At 53.3% G+C, this 758-nt stretch carries 1 protein-coding gene; it reads left to right on the plus strand.

The genetic code is table 11. From position 1 onward, the window contains the following. Window positions 1-81: 81 nt before the first annotated feature. The coding region (locus KR51_RS17075) for an RNA-guided endonuclease InsQ/TnpB family protein (protein ID WP_232214648.1) at window positions 82-758 on the plus strand (677 nt) is incomplete at its 3' end.

Raw genomic sequence — 758 nt, forward strand, 5'->3', positions numbered from 1 at the left:
AATACTAGCACTGACTTGAATGCAGCAGTGAAAATTACCTACCAGTATAGATTACGCCCAACGGCTGAACAGACAGTGACCATGACCCGATGGCTAGATATGCTTCGGGCGCAATATAACTGGCTGCTTGCTGAGCGCTTCGACTGGTGGGAGATGAACCGCTGTCCGGTCAATGCCTGTCCACTCATCTGTAGCCTTGCGCCACTCAAAGACAACCCTGACTACTACAGCCAGAAGGCTAGCCTGGTGCCTCTCAAAAAAGAGAGACCCTGGTACAAAGAACTGCACTCACAGGTACTTCAGGAGGTGACGAAGCAGGTAAAGCAGACGTTCGAGCGTTTCATCAAAGGCGATAAGAACGGTAAGCGTAGCGGCAAGCCCCGGTTCAAAGGGGCGGGGCGTTACAGGACTTTCACCTTCCCTCAGATGAAACCTGACTGCATTGAGGGAAGTCGAATCGCACTGCCCAAGATTGGTCAGGTGAAGCTAATCCTTCATCGCCCGATACCGGACGGGTTCACCATCAAGACCGCCAAGGTAACGCGAAAGGCCGATGGCTGGTATGTGAGCCTGCTACTGGAAGACAAGACCGTTCCGCTACCTACTTCTGATGTCGATATGGCTAAGTCCGTCGGCATTGACGTTGGGCTGAAGGACTTCTTGGTCACCAGTGACGGTGACAGCGTTCCAATCCCGCAGTTCTTTCGACGCTCGGAGCTGAAGCTAGCCAAGTTGCAGCGGCAGCTATCTAGCCTGGA

Source organism: Rubidibacter lacunae KORDI 51-2 (assembly GCF_000473895.1).
Taxonomy (GTDB): domain Bacteria; phylum Cyanobacteriota; class Cyanobacteriia; order Cyanobacteriales; family Rubidibacteraceae; genus Rubidibacter; species Rubidibacter lacunae.